14 protein-coding genes and 1 pseudogene are annotated in these 15,838 nt (G+C 71.1%); 6 read left to right on the plus strand and 9 right to left on the minus strand.

Annotated elements, in window-relative coordinates; all coding sequences use genetic code 11:
• Positions 1-17: 17 nt before the first annotated feature.
• The 8 genes and pseudogenes from LRS07_RS18495 to LRS07_RS18530 form a co-directional block, all read right to left on the minus strand.
• Complete coding sequence (locus tag LRS07_RS18495; RefSeq protein ID WP_260499400.1) at positions 18-773, minus strand: ABC transporter ATP-binding protein; 756 nt, start codon at positions 771-773, stop codon at positions 18-20.
• Positions 770-1,561 (minus strand): ABC transporter ATP-binding protein, encoded by a 792-nt coding sequence (locus LRS07_RS18500; RefSeq protein WP_260499401.1) that lies wholly within the window; start codon positions 1,559-1,561, stop codon positions 770-772. Before LRS07_RS18500 ends, LRS07_RS18495 begins: the two co-directional genes overlap by 4 nt.
• Positions 1,562-1,619: 58 nt before the next feature.
• Positions 1,620-3,509 carry an ABC transporter permease gene (locus LRS07_RS18505; RefSeq protein ID WP_260499402.1) on the minus strand — a complete coding sequence of 630 codons (1,890 nt, stop codon included), beginning with the start codon at positions 3,507-3,509 and terminating at the stop codon, positions 1,620-1,622.
• Between the two features lie 21 nt (positions 3,510-3,530).
• Entirely contained in the window at positions 3,531-4,730 is a 1,200-nt protein-coding gene (locus tag LRS07_RS18510; protein WP_260499403.1) for an ABC transporter substrate-binding protein, read from the minus strand.
• Between the two features lie 54 nt (positions 4,731-4,784).
• A complete protein-coding gene (locus LRS07_RS18515) occupies positions 4,785-5,369 on the minus strand; it encodes an amino acid synthesis family protein (RefSeq protein WP_260499404.1) in 585 nt (194 codons plus the stop codon).
• 12 nt (positions 5,370-5,381) lie between these two features.
• A pseudogene (locus tag LRS07_RS18520) lies at positions 5,382-6,033 on the minus strand (amino acid synthesis family protein).
• A gap of 13 nt (positions 6,034-6,046) precedes the next feature.
• Positions 6,047-6,955 carry a UPF0280 family protein gene (locus tag LRS07_RS18525; protein WP_260499405.1) on the minus strand — a complete coding sequence of 303 codons (909 nt, stop codon included), beginning with the start codon at positions 6,953-6,955 and terminating at the stop codon, positions 6,047-6,049.
• A 7-nt stretch (positions 6,956-6,962) separates the two neighbouring features.
• A complete protein-coding gene (locus tag LRS07_RS18530; protein ID WP_260499406.1) occupies positions 6,963-8,567 on the minus strand; it encodes a 6-hydroxynicotinate reductase in 1,605 nt (534 codons plus the stop codon).
• A gap of 221 nt (positions 8,568-8,788) precedes the next feature.
• On the opposite strand from LRS07_RS18530, the gene LRS07_RS18535 reads away from it, so the two are divergent.
• The 3 genes from LRS07_RS18535 to LRS07_RS18545 all read left to right on the plus strand — a co-directional run bounded on the left by LRS07_RS18535 (position 8,789) and on the right by LRS07_RS18545 (position 11,543).
• A complete protein-coding gene (locus LRS07_RS18535) occupies positions 8,789-9,562 on the plus strand; it encodes a ferredoxin--NADP reductase (RefSeq protein ID WP_260499407.1) in 774 nt (257 codons plus the stop codon).
• 122 nt (positions 9,563-9,684) lie between these two features.
• Complete coding sequence (locus tag LRS07_RS18540) at positions 9,685-10,323, plus strand: TetR/AcrR family transcriptional regulator (protein WP_260499408.1); 639 nt, start codon at positions 9,685-9,687, stop codon at positions 10,321-10,323.
• Between the two features lie 29 nt (positions 10,324-10,352).
• On the plus strand, positions 10,353-11,543 hold the full coding sequence (locus LRS07_RS18545; RefSeq protein WP_260499409.1) for an amidohydrolase family protein: 1,191 nt from the start codon (positions 10,353-10,355) through the stop codon (positions 11,541-11,543).
• A gap of 26 nt (positions 11,544-11,569) precedes the next feature.
• On the opposite strand, the gene LRS07_RS18550 is transcribed toward LRS07_RS18545, so the two are convergent.
• Positions 11,570-12,496 carry a LysR substrate-binding domain-containing protein gene (locus LRS07_RS18550; RefSeq protein ID WP_260499410.1) on the minus strand — a complete coding sequence of 309 codons (927 nt, stop codon included), beginning with the start codon at positions 12,494-12,496 and terminating at the stop codon, positions 11,570-11,572.
• 111 nt (positions 12,497-12,607) lie between these two features.
• Between LRS07_RS18550 and LRS07_RS18555 the strand changes: the two genes are divergently transcribed.
• Genes LRS07_RS18555 through LRS07_RS18565 form a run of 3 tightly spaced genes read left to right on the plus strand, consistent with a single transcriptional unit; the run spans position 12,608 to position 15,837 of the window.
• Positions 12,608-13,462 (plus strand): HTD2 family dehydratase, encoded by an 855-nt coding sequence (locus tag LRS07_RS18555; RefSeq protein WP_260499411.1) that lies wholly within the window; start codon positions 12,608-12,610, stop codon positions 13,460-13,462.
• An 11-nt stretch (positions 13,463-13,473) separates the two neighbouring features.
• Positions 13,474-14,634 carry an acyl-CoA dehydrogenase family protein gene (locus tag LRS07_RS18560; protein ID WP_260499412.1) on the plus strand — a complete coding sequence of 387 codons (1,161 nt, stop codon included), beginning with the start codon at positions 13,474-13,476 and terminating at the stop codon, positions 14,632-14,634.
• A gap of 21 nt (positions 14,635-14,655) precedes the next feature.
• On the plus strand, positions 14,656-15,837 hold the full coding sequence (locus tag LRS07_RS18565) for a CaiB/BaiF CoA transferase family protein (RefSeq protein WP_260499413.1): 1,182 nt from the start codon (positions 14,656-14,658) through the stop codon (positions 15,835-15,837).
• Position 15,838: the final 1 nt, after the last annotated feature.

A 15,838-nucleotide genomic window follows, 5' to 3' on the forward strand; every position in this document is an offset into this window, starting at 1 on the left:
CCGGGCGGCGATCGCGGCTACAGGCTCAGGTAGGCGCGGCGCACCTCCTCGTTGGCGGCCAGCTCGGCCATGCTGGCGTGGTAGCGGATCTGGCCCTTCTCCAGCACGTAGGCGCGGTCGGAGACCAGCTCGGCGAAGTGCATGTTCTGCTCCGACAGCAGGATGCTGACGCCCTGACCCTTCAGCTCAAGAATCATCTGGGCCATCTGCTCGACGATGACCGGCGCCACGCCCTCGGACGGCTCGTCCAGCAGCACCAGGTAGGGGTTGCCCATCAGCGTGCGCGCCACCGTCAGCATCTGCTGCTCGCCGCCGCTCATGCGGCCGCCCGGGCGGTGGGGCATCTCGCCCAGGTTGGGGAACAGCTTGAACAGCTGCGCCGGTGTCCACTGCGGCGCGGCCGAGCCGTCGGCCCAGCGCCGCGCGGGCTGGCGGCCGACCTCCAGGTTCTCCGTCACCGTGAGGTCGGTGAAGATGCGCCGGTCCTCGGGCACGAAGCCCAGGCCCAGGCGGGCAGCTTCGTGCGGCGACGCATGGGAGATGTCCTGGCCGAGGAAGTGCACCGTGCCGCGTCGTTTGGGCAGCAGCCCCATCAGCGTCTTCAACGTGGTCGACTTGCCGGCGCCGTTGCGGCCCATCAGCGCCACCACCTCGCCGCGGCGCACCTCCAGGTCGACGTCGTAGAGGATCTGCGCGGCGCCGTACCAGGCCTTCAGGCCGCGCGCCTGCAGCAGCACGTCGCGGCCGTCACCGGCCCGTGATGCGGCCGTCATGCCGCCGCCTCCAGCGGCTTGGACCGGTGCTTCTCGAAGGTCTTGCCCGTCCCGAAGTAGACCTCCTGCACCTTCGGGTTGTCGCGGATCGCGGCGCCCTGCCCCTCGGCGATGAGGCGGCCGCGGGCCAGCACCACCATGCGGTCGGCGTAGGCGAAGACGACGTCCATGCTGTGCTCGGTGAACAGCACCGCCATGCCGCGCTGCACGACGAGTTCCTTGGTCAGTGCCATCAGGTCGTTGCGCTCCTTGGGCGCCATGCCGGCGGTGGGCTCGTCCATCAGCAGCAGCCGCGGGTCGTTGGCCAGCGCGATGGCCAGCTCCACCCGCTTGACGTCGCCATAGGCGAGCACGCTGCACGGCCGGTCGGCCTGGGCGCGCATGCCGACCTGTTCGAGCAGCGCCAGCGCCTGCTCGCGCTTGTGGTCGGCGGCACGCCGCCACATCGAGAACAGCCGGCCGTCGGCCGACAGCAGCGCCATCTGCACGTTCTCCACCACCGTCAGCGAGGCAAAGGTCTCCGCGATCTGGAAGGTGCGGCCGACGCCGAGGCGCCAGATCTCGCGCGGCTTCAGGCCGGTCAGCTCGCGGCCCTGGAACCGGATGGCGCCGGCATCGGGCCGCAGCTGGCCGTTGACCATGTTGAAGGTGGTGGACTTGCCGGCGCCGTTGGGGCCGATCAGCGCCAGCAGTTCGCCGGCGGCGACGTCGAAGCCGATGCCGTCGACGGCCTTGACGCCGCCGAAGGACTTGCCCAGGTCGCGGACTTCGAGCAGCGGTGGTTTCATGGGATCTCCCTCCGCGCCACGCGGTTCGGGATCTGCGCTCGGGCGTGGTCCGGCGCGCTCATGCGGCCAGCTCCCGGCGCCCCTGCACGCGTTGTTTGACGAAGCCGGCGATGCCCATCGGGAAGGCCAGCACCAGCAGCAGCACCACCGCACCGAGCAGCGCACGCCAGTAGTCGGTGCTGCGGGCCACGGTGTCCTGCAGCCAGGTGAAGCTGACCGCGCCGACCAGCGGCCCGGCCAGGGTCTGCACACCGCCGAGCAGCACCATCACCAGGCCGTCCACCGAGCGGCCGACGCCCAGCGTCTCCGGCGAGATGCTGCCCTTGGAGAAGGCGAACAGCGCGCCCGACAGGCCGGCGAACAGCGCTGCCACGACGAAGGCCATCCACTGCAAACGCCTGACGTCGATGCCGATGGCGTCGGCCCGGGTCGGCGAGTCGCGGCCGGCGCGCATGGCATAGCCGAAGGGCGAGAACAGCGCCCGTCGCAGCGCCAGCACGCTCAAGCCGACCAGCGCCAGGGTGGCGTGGTAGTAGGCCTGCTTGTCGGCCAGCCAGGCCGCGGGCCAGACGCCGGTCAGGCCGTTGCTGCCGCCGGTGACCTCGTCCCACTGGTAGCTGACCGACCAGACGATCTGCGCGAAGGCCAGCGTCAGCATGGCGAGGTAGACGCCCGACAACCGCACGCAGAACCAGCCGAACACCAGCGCGCCGAGCGCCGCCACCAGCGGGCCGGCGATGAGCGACAGCTCCATCGGCAGGCCGAGCAGGCGCACCGCCAGCGCGGCCCCGTAGGCGCCGAGCCCGAAGTAGGCCGCATGGCCGAAGGAGTGCATGCCGCCCGGCCCCATGATGAAGTGCAGGCTGGCGGCGAACAGCGCCGCGGTCAACAGGTCGATCGCCAGCACGGTGACGTAGGGCGCGCCCTTCGTCAGCAGCGGCAGCGCGACCAGCAGCGCCAGCAGCAGGCCGGCGGTGATCTTCAGCGGCCGGTCGGCAGGGGTGAGCGGCGGCTCGGCCGGCGCGCTGTTGCGGCTGGTGCCCTGCGGACGGCCCATCAGGCCCCAGGGCCGCACCACCAGCACCACCGCCATGACGAGGAACTCGACCACCAGCGTCAGCTTCGAGAAGGAGAACGAGAAGCCCAGCACCTCCACCGTGCCCAAGCCGACGCACAGCGCCTTGACCTCGGCGATGAGCAGCGCGGCGACGTAGGCGCCGGGAATGGAGCCCATGCCGCCCACCACCACCACGACGAAGGCATCGCCGATGGTGGCCAGGTCCAGCCCCAGGTTGGCGGGCTCGCGCGGCAGCTGCAGCGCGCCGCCCAGACCGGCCAGCAGCGAGCCCAGCGCGAACACGCCGGTGAACAGCCAGGCCTGGTTGACGCCCAGCGCGCCCACCATCTCGCGGTCCTGCGTGGCGGCACGCACCAGCGTGCCCCAGCGGGTGCGGGTGAGCAGCAGCCACAGCAGGCCCAGCACCACCGGGCCGACGACGATGAGGAACAGGTCGTAGGACGGGAAGCGTCGGCCGAGCAGGCGCACCGCGCCCTCCAGCCCCGGCGCGCGCGGACCGAGCAGGTCCTCGGGCCCCCACAGCCACAGCGCCGCGTCCTTCAGCACCAGCACCAGGGCGAACGTGGCCAGCAGCTGGAACAGCTCCGGCGCGCGGTAGATGCGCCGCAGCAGCGTGACCTCGACCAGCGCGCCGACGAGGCCCACCGCCAGCGCGGCCAGCGGCAGCGCCACCCAGAAGCCGAGGCCGCCGCCCAGCCACTCCGCCAGCGAATAGGCGATGTACACGCCCAGCATGAAGAACGAGCCGTGGGCGAAGTTGACGATGCGCGTGACGCCGAAGATCAGCGACAGCCCCGCCGCCACGAGGAACAGCGTGGAGGCGCCGGCCAGCCCGTTCAGCAGCTGGACGATGAAGCCGGAGAGGTCCATGGCAAGCGGGGGAAGGAAAGGTCAATCGGCCGCGCGCTGCTTCTTCACTTCCGCCGCCGGGGGCTGGAACTTGGCGCCGTCGAGGTAGACGTAGTCGACCATCGTGCCCTTGCCCTTGTCCAGCTTGGTGCGGCCGACGAAGGCGCCCATCGTGGACTGGTGGTCCTCGGCGCGGTAGGTGATCTTGCCGAAGGGGGACATCAGCTCGAGGCCGCGGAAGGCGGTGATGAGCTTCTCGGTTTCGGTGCCCTTGGCCTTCTTCACGCCTTCGGCAATCGACTTGATCATGGTGTAGCCCACCACCGAACCCAGCCGCGGATAGTCCTTGTACTTGCCGTGGTAGGCGAGGAAGAAGGCCTTGTGCTCCGGCGTCTGGATGCCGTGCCAGGGGTAGCCGGTGACGATCCAGTTGTTCGGCGTCTCGTCCTTCAGCGGGTCGAGGTACTCCGGCTCGCCGGTGAGGACGCTGACGACCTCGCGGTTCTCGAACAGCCCGCGGGTGTTGCCCTCGCGCACGAACTTCGTCAGGTCGGCGCCGAACAGCACGTTGAAGATGGCGTCGGGCTTGGCGTCGGCCAACGCCTGCGCCACGCTGCCGGCGTCCAGCCGGCCCAGCGGCGGCGCCTGCTCGACCACGAACTCGACATCGGGCTGCGCCGCCTTCAGCAGCAGCTTGAACGCCGCGACCGCCGACTGACCGTATTCGTAGTTGGGGTAGACGATGGCCCAGCGCTTCTTCTTCAGCTTGGCCGCCTCCGGCACCAGCATCGCGGCCTGCATGTAGGTGCCGGGGCGCAGGCGGAAGGTGTAGCGGTTGCCGCCCTGCCAGGTGATCTTGTCGGTCAGCGGCTCGCCGGCAAGGAAGAAGATCTTCTTCTGCTTGGCGAAGTCGGTCAGCGCCAGGCCGATGTTGGACAGGAAGCTGCCGGCGAGGATGTCCACCTTCTCACGCGACACCAGCTCCTCGGCCACCCGCACCGCGTCGCCCGGGTTGGCGTTGTCGTCGCGGGTGATGAGCTCCAGCTTGCGCCCGTTGACGCCGCCGCCGGCGTTGATCTCCTCGACCGCCAGGTCCATGCCCTTCTTGTACGGGTCGAGGAAGGCCGGCTGCGCCTTGTAGCTGTTGACCTCGCCGATGCGGATCGCGTTCTGCGCCAGCACCGGGGCGGCGAAGGCGGCCGCGAGCAGGCCGGCGGCGACGAAGGGCTTGAAGGGGTTCATGGGGCTCCCGGGGGTGGTGGTGTGGGGGTCGTGACGTGAGGGAAAAGGGGGTCGTCAGCGCAGGCCGTCCTGGCCCTGGATCTCGTCGACCTGCAGCCCGCCGATGCGCGGCAGCGGCCGGCCGCTGTCGGTGACGGCCACGGCGACGACGATCTCGCCGGCACGCGGTGCGTCGGCGACCCGGGCCTCGATGGCGTCGAAGTGGCTGCGCACGAAGGCGGCGTCCTTGTGGCCCAGCGGCACGTCGATGGCGGTGCCCAGGCCACCCAGCTTCTTGGCCGAGGGCACCAGCGCCGCGCCCTTGCCCACCGCCACGCGCAGCGGCGCGCCCAACTTGGGGTGCAGGATGGCGGCGGCGTGCTCGAGCTCGCCGCCTTCGCCCACGATGGCGGCCTTGCCGTAGCTGTGCGCCTGGCCGGGCGCGATGCCGAGGGCGGCGACGGCGCGCTGGCCCAGCAGCGCGCCCAGCGCCTCGCCGATGGCGATCAGTTCGTCGAGCTGCTCGACGTAGCGGCCGGCGCACGGGTTCTCGATGACCGCGATGGCCACCGCCTTGCGGGTCGGCGGATCGATGCTCCGGCCCATCTCGACACGGGTTTCGTCGACCTGGACGACGAGCTTGCGGATCTTGGCGTTCATGCAGGTGCCTCCTTAGCGCTGGCCGTCCCAGCGGGCGATGTCGGCGGCCTTCAGTCCGCCGACGCGTTGGTGCACCCGCGGGCCGGTGCTCATGGCGAGGATGTAGACCAGCTCGTCGCCGGTCGGCGCGCCGGGCACCCGCACCTCGATGGCGTCGAAGTGGCTGCGCACGTAGCTGGCGTTGAGGTGGGTCATCGGCACGTCGAGCGTCACCCCGGGCGGCCCCACCTTCTTGGTCGAGGGCACGATGGACAGCGCGTTGCCGGGCTGTCCCTTCGGCTTGCCGTCGTCACCCGCCTCGCCACGGGCGTAGGCGACGCCGTCGCCCTTCCAGCCGAGCAGCTCGCGCATGGCGTAACCGCCGGGCACATGCCACAGCGCGCCGTGCTCCAGCTCGCCGCGGCTGCCGACGATGGCGCCCTTGCCGTAGCCCTCGATGCGGTCGGCGGGCACCGCCATCGCGGCGAGCAGGCGCCGCGCCATGTCCAGGCCCAGCGGCGACAGCGCATCCATCATCGGCAGAAGGTCGGGTTCGTGGCGGCCGGCGAACGGGTTGGTCAGCACCGCCGCGATCGCCCCCCCGCCGCAGCGGCCGCGGCGGCGGCGGGCCGAACTCGTGGTGGATGTCCTCGACATGGGTGAGGACGCGTCTGAGCTCGATCATGTGTAGCGTGGCCTTAATGTTCATTAAGCAAAGACTGAACCAGTTTCGGCGCTGGCGCATCGGCGTGATCCAGGGGGCCGCACCGCCGCAGCCGGCCCTGACACACCAGCACCGCCGCGTGCACCAGCCCACGTGCGATCAACGTGCGGGCGCACGACGCACCGCGCTCGAGCGCCTGGTGCACCAGCGGCGACGGCAGCGCCGCCACGTCCACCGTCACCGGCAGCGACCCCAGGTCGCTGCCGTCCTTCACCTCGTGGGCCGGGCGGCGTCGGATGCCCGGGTGCTCGACGTCGACCGCGTTGGCGATGACGGTGGCGACCGCGTCGGCCCGTGCCGCGTCCGCCGCCAGCACGGTGACGCTGTCGGCGATGCCCAGCGACAGGCTGCGGCCACGCCAGCCGCTGGTGGCCACGCCGCGGACGGGCAAGGCATGGCCGACCTCGAAGGCGCGGTCGGCCTGCGGACCCTGGCGCAGCCGCTCGGCATCCAACCGGGCCAGGTCGCTGAACAGGCCCACCGTCAGCGTGGCGCCAGGGGTCAGGTGCAGGGCGATGTCGCCGCCGTTGTTGGCCCAGGCGCGGCGCACGCCCGGGCGACGATAGGCGGCGATCAGCGCGTCGGCCACGGCACCGGCCACGGCCGCCATCGGCGTGATGAAGACCGACCGGTGCGGCCTGCAGGCGCGCCACATCGCAGCGGCCACCGGCCCCTGCAGCGGGCAAGGATCGGCCGAGACCGGCGCCTTCAAGGCGGGCAGCTCGGCCACCAGTTCGTCGAGCAGCGGACGGAAGCGCTGCCACGCGGCCTCATGCGCGGCGGCCACCGCAGCGGCCTCGCCGTCGGCGCCGAGGACGATGTCCATCGGGCCGTGGTGGAAGTGCCAGCGGCCGTCGGGCAGGAGCGCGCGTGCGGCGGGCATGGACGGCTCAGCCCAGCACCGGGCCCTGGCCCAGCGGCCACGGGTTCGCGGCCAGCGGCGCCGCCCAGCGGCGGGCGGTCGGCGCGCCGTCGTGGTGCCAGGCGCCCGACCGCAGCGCCTGTTCCAGCGTGCGCACATGGTCCATGTGGCCGCCGAGCGCGCGGTAGTCGTCCAGGCGCAGCGTGAACTCGATCGGTGCCACGATGGCCGGCGTGGGCACGGTGCCGAAGCTGCCCTCGGCCATGCGCAGCACATCGGTCATCACCGTGATGCCGCCGCCCGGCCAGACGTAGGCCGGTGCGCCGCCGAGGGTGACGTTGACCTGCGCCCGCTTGATGGCGTTGGTCAGCAGCACCGGGTTCTCGGTCACGCCCGCGCGCAGGCTGCCGCCGGCGCCGGCGAGGAACAGCACGGTCGACAGCGAGGGCTCGCAGTTCTCACCGATGCGCTGCACCACCGCGCGCACCGCGGCCGGCATCTCGGCTTCCACCGGCACCAGGTCCGCGTCCAGCACGTACCAGGCGGCGTGCTCGCCGGTGGTGGACGTCAGCAGCAGGCGCAGGCCCGGCCAGGCGACGGCGGGGTCCCAGCCCTCGATGACCGACAGCGGCTCGACCAGGTCGGTGCCGCCCCAGCCGGTGCCCGGGTTGGCGACCTGGAAGTAGCGGCCAGGCGTGGACTTGCGGCCGCGCATGCGGATGCCGGAGGCCTTCATGTCCAGGCAGCGACCGGCCTGGTGCTCGCTCAGCACCCCGGTGATGTGGTCGTCGACCACCACCACCTCGTCGACATGGCCGAACAGCTGCTTGGCGAAGATGCCGACGGTCGCCGAGCCGCAGCCCACGCGCATGCGCTGCTCCTCGACGCCGTTGACGATGGGCGCGCGGCCGGCCTGCACCACCACCTGCGAGCCGCCGTCGATGGTCAGCTCCACCGGGCCCTTGTTGCCCAGCGCCAGCATCATCTCCAGCGTGACCCGGCCTTCCTTCTTGCTGCCGCCGGTGAGGTGGTGCACGCCGCCGAGCGACAGCATCTGCGAGCCGTATTCCGCCGTGCTGACGTGGCCGACCACCTCGCCCCGGCAGCGCACGTTGGCCTGCTCCGGGCCGAGGAAGCGGTCGGTGTCGATCTTCACCTTCATGCTGCAGTAGCTGAAGATGCCTTCGGTGACGACGGTGACGGTGTCGACCCCGTCCACCTGCGTCGAGACGATGAACGGTGCCGGCTTGTAGTCGGGGTAGGTGGTCGACGAGCCGATGCCGGTGACGAACACCTCGCCGTCGGCCAAGGCCTCGTCCGCCGACCCGGCCCCGTCGGTCATCGCCTCGTCCGCCGGCCGGCCCGCCGGTGCGAACGGCACCAGCCGCGCGTCGTCGCGCCCCAGCGTGCGCCGCAGCAGCACCACCGGGTCGACCCGCACCAGCGCACCATTCGCGTTCGCGTAGCGGTCGCATGCACCAGTCTTGCCCTCGCTGATCTGGCACAGCACGGGGCACGCGTTGCACTCGATCTTGTTGGCGGCCATGCGCTCGTGGCGCGGGCGCGACCGCTCCAGCACCTGCAGTGGCGGCTCCAGCCCGGGCAGTCCATCGGTCTTGGTGTGTTCGGTCACGCGCGCTCCGCGGTTCTATCTCATGTAGCCGTCACTACATGCACATGTTGTGCCTGCTACACATCCAATCTAGCCCAGCCGACGCGGCGCCGCAATCGGTTTTCGCAGCGCCGTTCGGGCGCGGAAATCGCTTGCACTGCAGCGAACGTTTCATGTAGTCTTTACTACATCAAACAACGGTCCGTGACGCCGACCCCTGTCCTTCCTCCTTCCTCCCCACGATGAGCGCCTTCAACGAAGAGCGGGTCCTCAGCGTCCACCACTGGACCGACCGCCTGTTCTCCTTCACCACCACGCGCGACGCTTCGCTGCGCTTCTCCAACGGCCACTTCACGATGATCGGCCTGCGGGTCGACGGCAAGCCGCTGCTCCGTGCGTACAGCATCGTCAGCGCCAACCATGAGCCGCACCTGGAGTTCCTCAGCATCAAGGTGCCGGACGGCCCGCTCACCTCGCGCCTGCAGCACGTCCAGCCGGGCGACGCGCTGATCGTCGGTCGCAAGCCCACCGGCACGCTGCTGATCGACTACCTGCTGCCCGGCCGCCGGCTGGTCCTGGTCGGGACGGGGACCGGCCTGGCGCCCTTCCTCAGCATCGTGCGCGACCCCGAGACCTACGAGCGCTTCGAGCGTGTGGTGCTGGTCCACGGCGTGCGCGAGGTGAAGGAACTGGCCTACCACCAGCTGCTGACGGAGGACCTGCCGCGCGACGAACTGCTGGGCGAACTGCTGGCCGGCAAGCTCATCTACTACCCCACGGTGACGCGCGAGGCCTTCCGCAACACCGGCCGCGTCACCGACCTCATCGCCAGCGGCCGGCTGTTCGAGGACCTTCGGCTGCCGCCGCTCGACCCGGCCATGGACCGGGTGATGATCTGCGGCAGCCCGGGCATGCTGCGCGACCTAAAGGGCCTGCTCGGCGAGCGCGGCTTTCACGAAGGCAGCACCACCGCGCCGGGCGACTTCGTCATCGAGCGGGCCTTCGTCGAGTCCTGACGGCGGGCACCGCTCGCGTAGCATCGACACGACCCACAGACCCCAGGACGGAGACCGCCGGATGCCGACCCGCAAGAGCGCCCCCCAGAACCGCCGCCCCGGCCGGGCAGCGGAAGCCCGGAGTGCGTGAACTGGCCGCGCAGGCCACCCGCGACAGCATCCTCAAGGCGGCGATCAAGGTGTTCGCCAAGCACGGCTACGACGGCGGCAGCGTCGAGAAGATCTCGAAGGCCGCCAAGTCGTACGACCGGATGATCTATTACTACTTCGGCAGCAAGGAGGGCCTGTTCATCGCGGCGCTGGAAGAGATCTACCGGCGCTTCAACGAGGCCGAGTCGCAGCTGGTGCTGGACGACCACCCGATGCAGGCGCTGACGCAGGTGGTGCATTTCATCGTCCGCTACTACCGCGAGAGCCCCGAGTTCGTCACGCTGCTCAACAGCGAGAACCTCTACCGCGGCAAGCACATCGGCAAGTCGCTGCGCGCGCGCGAATACTCGCCACCGGCCATCCGCATCCTCGACCAGCTGCTCAAGCGGGGCATCGACGAAGGCCTGATGCGCTCGGACCTGTCCGGCCGCGACCTCTACCTGATGGTGGCGGCGCTGGGCTACTTCTACCAGTCCAACCGTTTCACCCTCTCGGCCTTCCTGGGCGAGAACCTCGAGTCGCCGGGCGCCTTCGCCCATTGGGAGTCCTTCGTGGTCGACACCGTGCTGCGCACCGTGTCGCCGGTGCAGGAACTGGCGCTCGCCACCTGACCCCCTCATCCACTCTGGGAGCGCCATCCATGGCAGACGCCGCCACCGCCGGGCCTTCGGGCAAGGTCGTCATCCGCAACATCGGCCTGCTGCTGTCCGGCGACATCGACCGGCCGCTGCTGGACGCCGACACCGTGCTCGTGGAGGACGGCCTGATCACCGCCGTCGGCCGCGGGAAGGCGCTGGACACCGCCGGGGCGCGCACCACCATCGACGCCCGCGGCACCTGCCTCGCGCCCGGCCTGATCGACAGCCACGTGCACCCGGTGTTCGGCGACTGGACCCCGCGGCAGAACCAGCTCGGCTGGATCGACTCCTGCATGAACGGCGGCGTCACGACCATGATCTCGGCGGGCGAGGTGCACCTGCCCGGCCGGCCGAAGGACATCGTCGGCCTCAAGGCGCTGGCCATCACCGCGCAGCGTGCCTTCGACAACTTCCGCCCCGGCGGCGTCAAGGTGCATGCCGGCGCGCCGGTCATCGAGAAGGGCATGACCGAGCAGGACTTCAAGGACCTGGCCGACGGCGGGGTGACGCTGCTCGGCGAGATCGGGCTTGGCTCGGTCAAGGGCGGCGAGGAAGCGCAGACCATGGTGGCCTGGGCGCGCCGGCACGGCATCCGCAGCACCATCCACACCGGCGGGCCCTCCATTCCCGGTTCCGGGCTGATCGACAAGGACGTCGTGCTGGCCGCCGATGCCGACGTCATCGGCCACATCAACGGCGGCCACACCAGCCTGCCCTGGAAGCACGTCTGCGAGCTGTGCGAGAAGTCCCGGCGCGCGATCGAGATCGTGCACAACGGCAACGAGAAGATCGCCATCGAGGCCGCCCGCGCGGCGCTCGACCTCAAGTGCCCGCACCGGGTGATCCTCGGCACCGACGGCCCGGCCGGCTCCGGCGTGCAGCCGCTGGGGCTGGTGCGGCTGATCGCGCTGCTGTCCAGCCTGGGCGGCATCCCGCCCGAGCTGGCGTTCTGCTTCGCCACCGGCAACACCGCGCGCATCCACGGCCTCAACTGCGGACTGGTCGAACCCGGCCGGGCGGCCGACTTCGTGTTCATGGACCGTGCGCAGCACACCGCCGGCCGCACCCTGCTGGAAAGCGTGCAGCTGGGCGACATCCCGGGCATCGGCATGGTGATGATCGACGGGCTGGTGCGCTGCGGCCGCAGCCGCAACACGCCACCGGCCACCGAGGTGCCGGTCGTGATGGGCTGATGCGTCGGTCCGAAGCGGTCGCCTGATCAGTCGCCGATCCAGCGCCCGGGCCAGGCGCCCGCGGCCACCATGCCGCGGATCAGGTCGACCGTCAGCGCCGCCACCGCGGTCGCGGCCAGCGAGGCCGGCCGCGCCACGCTGCGCGCCAGCATCACCCGGCGCAGCATGCTGGCGTCGGTGATGGTCGACGCCGTCAGCCGGCCGGCCGCCACCTCCTCCGCCACCGCCCCGGCCGGCAGGATGGTGCGGCCGATGCCCGCCTCCACCACCCGCTTCACGTTGGGCAGCGAGTCGATCTCGGCCACCACGTCCAGCGTCAGCCCGGCCGCCGCGCAGGCGTCGTCGACGATGCGCCGCAGGCCGTGTTCGCGACCCGGCAGCACCAGCGGATGGCGCGCCACGTCCACCAGCGCGATCGGGCCCGGCCGGTGCGACTCCGCCGCGGCGGTGATCAGCGCCAGGCGCTCCTCCACCAGCGGCTGCAGCGCCAGCGTGGCGACCGGCGCATCGCCATAGAGGATGGCCAGGTCCAGCCGGCCCGCGGTCAGCCACTCGCGCACGAAGCCACTGTAGCCCTCGATGACCTTCAGCCGCACCTGCGGCAGCCGTTCGCGGCAGGCGCGCACGATGGGCACGGTGGCGGCCAGGGCGGCGGTGGTCGGCAGGCCGATCACCACCTCGCCGCGCGGCTCGCCGGCCGAGGCGCTGACCGCGGCGCGCGCCCGCTCCACATCGGCCAGCACCACCTTCGCGTGGTCGAGGAAGGTGCGGCCGGCATCGGTGAGCGCCATGCCGCGCGAGGTGCGCTCGAACAGCCGCGCGCCCACCTCGTCCTCCAGCGCGGCGATCTGCTGGCCGAGCGCCGGCTGCGCGACATGCAGCCGGGCCGAGGCCTTGAGCAGGCTGCCGGCCTCGGCGACGCCGATGAAGTAGCGCAGCTGTCGCAGTTCCATTCTTCAGCGGTCCCGGCTAGGTGTTCCCGGTCTACGGAGTAGCTCGAATCAGTATTTCACCGCAGCCCGCCGGCTTCCGACAATCCGCGCCTTGGCAGCCCCGGACACCGCATGACCCTCCCCCTGGACGCCGAGCCGCTGCGCGCCTGGATCGGCCGCACCACCGTGGTCGACGACGTGGTCACCGCGCCGCCGTGGCAGGCGCTGGCCGCCACGCTGGACCATGACGGCGCTGCCGGCACCGCGGGGGCGCTGCCGCCCTGCTGGCACTGGCTGTACTTCCTGCCGCTGCACCGGCAGTCGGAGGTCGCGGCCGACGGCCACCCGCGGCGCGGCGGCTTCCTGCCGCCGGTGCCGCTGCCGCGTCGCATGTGGGCCGGAGGGCGGCTGCGCTTCCACGCGCCGCTCACGCTCGGCCAGCGCTTGACGCGCACCTCCACGTTGCGCGACGTGCAGGTCAAGTCGGGCCGCAGCGGGCCGCTGGTGTTCGTCACCGTCGACCACGAGGTGCACGCCGACGGCCGCCTGGCGATCACCGAGGTGCACGACATCGTCTACCGCGACATGCCGCCGCCCGACGCGCCACCGCCCGCCGTCGCGCCGGCACCGGCCGAGGCGCCCTGGACCCGGCGCGTCCACCCGGACCCGGTGCTGCTGTTCCGCTACTCGGCCCTCACCTTCAACGGCCACCGCATCCACTACGACCGGCCGTATGCCACGCAGGTGGAGCACTACCCGGGGCTGGTGGTGCACGGCCCGCTCATCGCCACGCTGCTGCTCGACCTGCTGCACCGCGAGCGGCCGACCGCCCGGGTCACCGCGTTCGACTTCAAGGCCGTGCAGCCGCTGTTCGACACCGCGCCGTTCGAGGTCTGCGGCCGCCAGGCCGATGCCCAGTCCATCCACCTGTGGGCGCGGGGGCCGGACGGCCGCCTCGCCATGCAGGCCACCGCCACCATCGCCTGACGATCAACGCCATGCACGCCGACTTCGATGCCCACCAGGAACTGCGAGCCGCCATCCAGCAGCTGTGCCGCCAGTTCCCCGACGAGTACTTCCGCCAGGTCGACGCCGAACGCGCCTACCCCGAGGCCTTCGTCGATGCGCTGACCGGCGCCGGCTGGATGGCCGCCCTCATCCCGCAGGCCTACGGCGGCTCCGGCCTGTCGATGGCCGAGGCGTCGGTGATCATGGAGGAGATCAACCGCTGCGGCGGCAACTCCGGCGCCTGCCACGGCCAGATGTACGTGATGAACGCCATCGTGCGCAGCGGCAGCGAGGCGCAGAAGCAGCAGTACCTGCCGAAGATCGCCGCCGGCGAGCTGCGCATCCAGTCGATGGCCGTGACCGAGCCGACCACCGGCAGCGACACCACCAAGCTGAAGACCACCGCGGTGAAGAAGGACGGCCGCTGGGTGGTCAACGGCCAGAAGGTGTGGATCTCGCGCATCCAGCACAGCGACATGATGATCCTGCTGGCCCGCACGACGCCGCTGGCTGAGGTGCAGAAGCGTTCCGACGGCCTGAGCTGCTTCCTGGTCGACCTGCGGCAGGCCGTCGGACACGGGCTCACCGTGCGGCCGATCCCCAACATGGTCAACCACGAGACCAACGAGCTGTTCTTCGACAACCTCGAGATCCCGCAGGAGAACCTGCTCGGCCCCGAGGGCAAGGGCTTCAAGGTGCTGCTCGACGGCCTGAACGCCGAGCGAACGCTGATCGCCGCCGAGTGCATCGGCGACGGCTACTGGTTCATCGACCGGGCCACCCGCTACGCCAAGGAGCGCGTGGTCTTCGGCCGGCCGATCGGCCAGAACCAGGGCGTGCAGTTCCCGATCGCCGAAGCCCACATCGAGCTGGAGGCGGCCAACCTGATGCGCTGGAAGGCCTGCGCGAGGATCGACGCCAACCAGAACGCCGGCGCCGAGGCCAACATGGCCAAGCACCTGGCCGCCAAGGCCAGCTGGGAGGCGGCCAACGTCTGCCTGCAGACGCACGGCGGCTTCGGCTTCGCCTGCGAATACGACATCGAGCGCAAGTTCCGCGAGACGCGGCTGTACCAGGTGGCGCCCATCTCCACCAACATGGTCTTCAGCTACGTGGCCGAACACGTGCTCGGCCTGCCGAAGTCGTACTGACCCCATCACGAAGGAGCCGACATGGTCCGACCGCTCGACGGCATCACGGTCGTCACGCTGGAACACGCCATCGCGGCGCCCTTCTGCACCCGCCAGCTGGCCGACCAGGGGGCGCGGGTGATCAAGGTGGAGCGTCCGGGCGTCGGCGACTTCGCGCGCGCCTACGACGAGCGCGTCAAGGGCCTGGCCTCGCACTTCGTCTGGGTCAACCGCTCGAAGGAAAGCCTGACGCTGGACGTCAAGCACGCCGAGGCCCAGCAGGTGCTGGGCCGGCTGCTCGAAGGCGCCGACGTGCTGGTGCAGAACCTGGCGCCGGGCGCCGCCGCACGGCTGGGGCTGTCGTTCGAAGCGCTGCACGCGCGCCACCCCCGGCTCATCGTCTGCGACATCTCCGGCTACGGCGCCGACGGGCCCTACCGTGACAAGAAGGCCTACGACCTGCTGATCCAGAGCGAGTCCGGCTTCCTGTCCGTGACCGGCGGCCCGGACGCGCCGGCCAAGGCCGGCTGCTCGATCGCCGACATCGCCGCCGGCATGTACGCCTACACCGGCATCCTCAACGCGCTGCTGCTGCGCGGCCGCACCGGGCAGGGCTCGCACCTCGACGTGTCGATGCTGGAGAGCATGGCCGAGTGGATGAACTACCCGCTGTACTACGCCTTCGACGGTGCGCCGCCGCCGCCGCGCGCCGGCGCGGCGCACGCCACCATCTACCCTTACGGGCCCTTCGCGGCCGGCGACGGCCGCACCGTGATGCTGGGCCTGCAGAACGAGCGCGAGTGGGAGGCCTTCTGCACCACCGTGCTGCGGCAACCGGAGCTGGCCACCGACGGGCGCTTCGCCTCGAACCCGCGCCGCGTCGCCAACCGGCAGGCGCTGTCGGCGCTGATCGAGGCGGTGTTCTCGGCGCTCAACGCCGACCAGGTGATCGAGCGGCTGGAGCAGGCGCAGATCGCCAACGCCCGGCTCAACGACATGCACGAGGTGTGGGACCATCCGCAGCTGAAGGCGCGCCGGCGCTGGACCGAGGTCGGCACGCCCGCCGGCCCCGTGCCCGCGCTGCTGCCGCCGGGCAACACCGCCGCCGACGGACCCCGCATGGACCCGGTGCCGGCCCTCGGCCAGCACAGCCGGGCCATCCTCGCCGAACTGGGCTGGTCCGCGACGGACATCGAACGGCTGCGCCGGGAAGGGGCGATCTGAG

The organism is Aquabacterium sp. J223 (assembly GCF_024666615.1).
Classification (GTDB): domain Bacteria; phylum Pseudomonadota; class Gammaproteobacteria; order Burkholderiales; family Burkholderiaceae_C; genus J223.

Coding starts and splice junctions, on each gene's coding strand:
- LRS07_RS18495 (WP_260499400.1), bottom strand. CDS start 773: ATGACGGCCGCATCACGGGCCGGTGACGGCCGCGACGTGCTGCTGCAG.
- LRS07_RS18500 (WP_260499401.1), bottom strand. CDS start 1,561: ATGAAACCACCGCTGCTCGAAGTCCGCGACCTGGGCAAGTCCTTCGGC.
- LRS07_RS18505 (WP_260499402.1), bottom strand. CDS start 3,509: ATGGACCTCTCCGGCTTCATCGTCCAGCTGCTGAACGGGCTGGCCGGC.
- LRS07_RS18510 (WP_260499403.1), bottom strand. CDS start 4,730: ATGAACCCCTTCAAGCCCTTCGTCGCCGCCGGCCTGCTCGCGGCCGCC.
- LRS07_RS18515 (WP_260499404.1), bottom strand. CDS start 5,369: ATGAACGCCAAGATCCGCAAGCTCGTCGTCCAGGTCGACGAAACCCGT.
- LRS07_RS18525 (WP_260499405.1), bottom strand. CDS start 6,955: ATGCCCGCCGCACGCGCGCTCCTGCCCGACGGCCGCTGGCACTTCCAC.
- LRS07_RS18535 (WP_260499407.1), top strand. CDS start 8,789: ATGAGCGCCTTCAACGAAGAGCGGGTCCTCAGCGTCCACCACTGGACC.
- LRS07_RS18545 (WP_260499409.1), top strand. CDS start 10,353: ATGGCAGACGCCGCCACCGCCGGGCCTTCGGGCAAGGTCGTCATCCGC.
- LRS07_RS18550 (WP_260499410.1), bottom strand. CDS start 12,496: ATGGAACTGCGACAGCTGCGCTACTTCATCGGCGTCGCCGAGGCCGGC.
- LRS07_RS18555 (WP_260499411.1), top strand. CDS start 12,608: ATGACCCTCCCCCTGGACGCCGAGCCGCTGCGCGCCTGGATCGGCCGC.
- LRS07_RS18560 (WP_260499412.1), top strand. CDS start 13,474: ATGCACGCCGACTTCGATGCCCACCAGGAACTGCGAGCCGCCATCCAG.
- LRS07_RS18565 (WP_260499413.1), top strand. CDS start 14,656: ATGGTCCGACCGCTCGACGGCATCACGGTCGTCACGCTGGAACACGCC.